Source organism: Peribacillus sp. P4_C12 (assembly GCF_056402095.1).
Genome location: NZ_JBFUIB010000313.1, coordinates 1 through 4,369 on the forward strand (window position 1 = coordinate 1; position 4,369 = coordinate 4,369).

Annotated in this window: 2 protein-coding genes; one reads left to right on the forward strand and one right to left on the reverse strand. The window is 39.4% G+C overall.

Features of this window, described 5'->3' with window-relative positions:
- The coding region (gene pyc / locus AC1DUW_RS21790; RefSeq protein ID WP_477643438.1) for a pyruvate carboxylase at nt 1-3,270 on the forward strand (3,270 nt) is incomplete at its 5' end.
- Between the two features lie 181 nt (nt 3,271-3,451).
- Here the strand turns inward: pyc and AC1DUW_RS21795 are convergent.
- Nucleotides 3,452-4,369: COX15/CtaA family protein (locus AC1DUW_RS21795; protein WP_477643439.1), on the reverse strand; the 918-nt coding region annotated here is incomplete at its 5' end.

Sequence of the window (4,369 nt, forward strand, 5' to 3'; positions counted from 1 at the left end):
GGCAAAAAGCCGATTGATGCATACCTGGACATTGAAGGTATTATTGCAATTGCTAAGATGAGCGGAGTCGATGCGATTCATCCTGGTTATGGTTTCCTTTCAGAAAACATTGATTTTGCTAAACGTTGTGAAGAAGAAGGCATTATCTTTATCGGACCAGAATCAAGACACCTAGATATGTTTGGTGACAAAGTAAAAGCAAGAACACAAGCAGAACTAGCTGATATTCCGGTCATCCCGGGTAGCGAAGGTCCTGTAACAAGTGTGGTAGAAGTTAAAGAATTTGGTGAACAATACGGTTTTCCAATTATTATAAAAGCGTCTCTAGGCGGCGGCGGGCGCGGAATGCGAATCGTTGAGAAAGTTGAAGATGTTGAAGAGGCTTATGATCGCGCAAAATCTGAAGCCAAAGCAGCCTTTGGGAATGATGAAGTCTATGTAGAGAGATTTATTCAAAATCCAAAACATATTGAAGTTCAAATTTTGGCTGATACTCACGGGAATATCGTGCATTTATACGAACGTGACTGTTCTGTTCAGAGACGTCATCAAAAAGTTGTTGAAGTGGCACCTTCTGTTTCGCTTTCTGAGGACTTACGTGAAAGAATTTGTGAGGCAGCAGTCAAATTGTCAAAAAATATTGACTATGTCAACGCGGGTACTGTCGAATTCCTTGTTGCAAATGATGAATTTTACTTTATTGAAGTCAATCCAAGGGTACAGGTTGAGCATACCATTACTGAAATGATTACAGGTATCGATATTGTTCAATCACAAATCATGATTGCTGAAGGACATGAACTTCATGGCAAAAAGATTGGGATTCCTGAACAAGCTGGTATTAAAACACATGGTTTTGCAATACAGTCACGGGTAACAACTGAGGATCCATTGAATAATTTTATGCCGGATACTGGAAAAATGATGGTGTATCGTTCTGGTGGAGGTTTTGGTGTTCGTTTGGACGCTGGTAATGGGTTCCAAGGGGCTGTTATCACACCATATTATGATTCACTTCTCGTTAAACTTTCGACACATGCGCTTTCATTTGAACAGGCTGCATCAAAAATGGTTCGTAACCTTAAGGAATTCAGGATTCGTGGAATTAAAACGAATATTCCATTCCTTGAAAATGTTGTAAAACATGAGAATTTCATTAGTGGTGAATACGATACTTCCTTTATTGATTCAACACCGGAACTATTTACCTTCCCAGTCAGAAAAGACCGTGGAACAAAAATGCTTTCATATATCGGTAATGTCACGGTAAATGGATTCCCGGGAGTGGAAAAAAAGAAAAAACCTGTCTTCGATTTAGCGCCAATTCCAAATGTTGCCGGACTGCCGCTTATTTCGGGTACGAAGAATATTCTGGAACAACAAGGTGCAGAGGGGCTTGTTAATTGGATTAAAGATCAGAAAGAGGTATTGATTACTGATACGACTTTCCGTGATGCACATCAATCTTTATTGGCAACGAGAATTAGGTCGAAAGATATTCTTGATATCGCTGAGCCTACGGCGAAACTTCTTCCTAATTTGTTTTCTATGGAAATGTGGGGCGGGGCAACTTTCGATGTAGCTTATCGGTTCTTGAAAGAAGATCCATGGGACCGTCTATTAAGCTTTAGAAAAAAAGCACCGAATGTGCTTTTACAAATGCTATTAAGGGCTTCAAATGCAGTGGGTTATAAAAATTACCCTGACAATGTCATTCGCGAATTCGTTGAGAAATCAGCGGATGCAGGAATTGATGTTTTCCGGATCTTCGACAGTTTAAACTGGGTAAAAGGTATGGAAGTGGCGATAGATGCAGTCCGTCAATCGGGTAAAATTGCGGAAGCGGCCATTTGTTATACTGGGGATTTAAATGATCCGTCACGTAGCAAATATAATATCGAGTACTATAAAAATATGGCGATGGAGTTGGAACATGCCGGTGCTCATATTTTAGCTATCAAGGATATGGCAGGACTTCTTAAACCGGAGGCCGCTTACCGTCTGGTATCAGAATTGAAAGAAGCAACTTCCCTTCCAATCCATCTGCATTCTCATGATACGAGTGGAAATGGAATTTACATGTATTCAAAAGCGATTGAAGCTGGCGTGGATATTGTTGATACGGCGATTGGATCTCTAGCAGGATTGACTTCACAACCAAGTGTACAAACGCTTCATTATGCATTAGAAGGCTCAAGCAGACAGCCTAAATTGGAAGTTGATTCACTAGAGCGGTTAGGCGAATACTGGGGAGAAGTCAGAAAATTTTATCATGACTTTGAAAGTGGTATGAATGCACCTCATACTGAAGTATACAAACATGAAATGCCTGGAGGTCAATACAGTAATTTGCAGCAGCAGGCTAAAGCGGTAGGGCTAGGAGAACGCTGGCATGATGTCAAAGAAATGTATCAGCGCGTTAATGCAATGTTCGGAGATATTGTTAAAGTAACGCCTTCTTCTAAAGTTGTAGGAGACATGGCCTTATTTATGGTGCAAAATAACCTATCTGAAGAAGATGTCCTTACAAAAGGCCAAACCATTGATTTCCCTGATTCCGTAATAGAGTTATTCGAAGGCTATTTGGGACAACCGGTTGGGGGATTCCCAAAAGAGCTTCAGGAAGTTATCTTGAAAGGCAAAAAACCTATTACTGTAAGACCGGGTGAATTGTTGGAAGACGTAGATTTTGGTGCTTTAAAAGAAGAATTATTCAAGGAACTGGGACGTGCAGTCACAGATTTTGATGTACTTGCATATGCCCTATATCCAAAAGTATTCTTGGATTACAATAAAACTATTGAATTGTTCGGCGATGTTTCAAACCTTGATACGGCCACTTTCTTATATGGCTTGAGATTAGGGGAAGAAATCGAAGTTGAAATCGAAAAGGGTAAAACGCTTATCGTTAAATTAGTATCAATCGGTCAACCATTGGCTGATGGAACACGTGTTGTGTATTTTGAATTGAATGGTCAATCACGTGAAGTAATCATTAAGGATGAAAACATTAAATCGTCCGTAGTAGCTAAATTGCAAGCGGATTTAAAAAATAAAGAGCATATTGGTGCAACAATGCCTGGTACGGTCATTCGTGTTGTCGTCGAAAAAGGGGATCAAGTTAAGCAGGGTGATCACCTAATAATTACGGAAGCCATGAAAATGGAAACAACCGTGCAGGCGCCATTCTCTGGGACTATTAAAGACATCTATGTTAAAGATGGTGAAGCGATTAGTACTGGTGATTTATTGATTGAAATAACGAAGTAATACCACTGAATAAGGACATAGTTATCGAGGTTGGGCATATTAGTACCCTTGAGATTTCAAGCTGCTGTATGCCCTCCTTTGGGCTAAGTTGGTTACATCGAATTTGTCTTTCTTATACAAAAAAGCCATCATTCTGAGAAATGATGGCTTTTTTTGAATCTATTAATTGAACAATCAGACATTAGCGAGCGGGTATGGTTGGTGTTATTTCTTGTTCATCCTGTCCGTTGACGGTATGTGTTGCACTGCCTCTTTTAATGGCTAATGCATTTTTTTTGCTTCTAGAAGTCAGCAGCATTAAATAGCTCATTACGCCAAAAAAGCAAGCTATGAATAAGGCATGTGCCAATGCAATATATAAATTCTGTCTGGAAAAAATAATAAAGGCTCCAGCGGTAACTTGTAAAAAAACGAGAATGAATGCAGAAATCCAACCGCCATATATTACTTTTTGATGCTTGTAATATTTATGTGCAATAAACGCCACGTAAGATACCCAAATGAATAATGCCCCAGCAATGGATCTGTGACCCATCTGAATCCATTCATAAAGGTTGGAAGGGAGTGCAAGGTTGTCATTTACACATAAAGGCCAATCCTTACAGATTAAACTAGATTCTGTATGTCTCACAAGTGCACCCGTATATACGACTATTAGGGTGAAAATTAGTATACCAATAATATGAAAGCTCATTCGCTTATCAACTATAAGTTTTTCAGCTTCGAACTTCTTGTCGACTTCAAAAATCAAAAGTGTTAATAAAAAGACAGAAGCAAAGGAAATTAGTGATATACCAAAATGGAGAGCCAGAACGAAATCAGATTGTGACCAAAGAACCGCTGCTGCTCCAATAAGCCCTTGAAGAACTAGAAAACTAAAAGAAATAACAGATAAAAAGCGTGCTTCACGTATATGCCCTATTTTTCTCCAAGACATATAAGATAAAATTAAAACCATGAATCCTCCAGCACCTGAAACAAGTCGATGGGAAAGCTCAATAACTAATTCAAGCGTAATTTTGTCAGGGATCAATTGACCATTACACAGTGGCCAGGACCTGCCACATCCCATGCCTGAATCCGTCTTAGTGACTAAAGC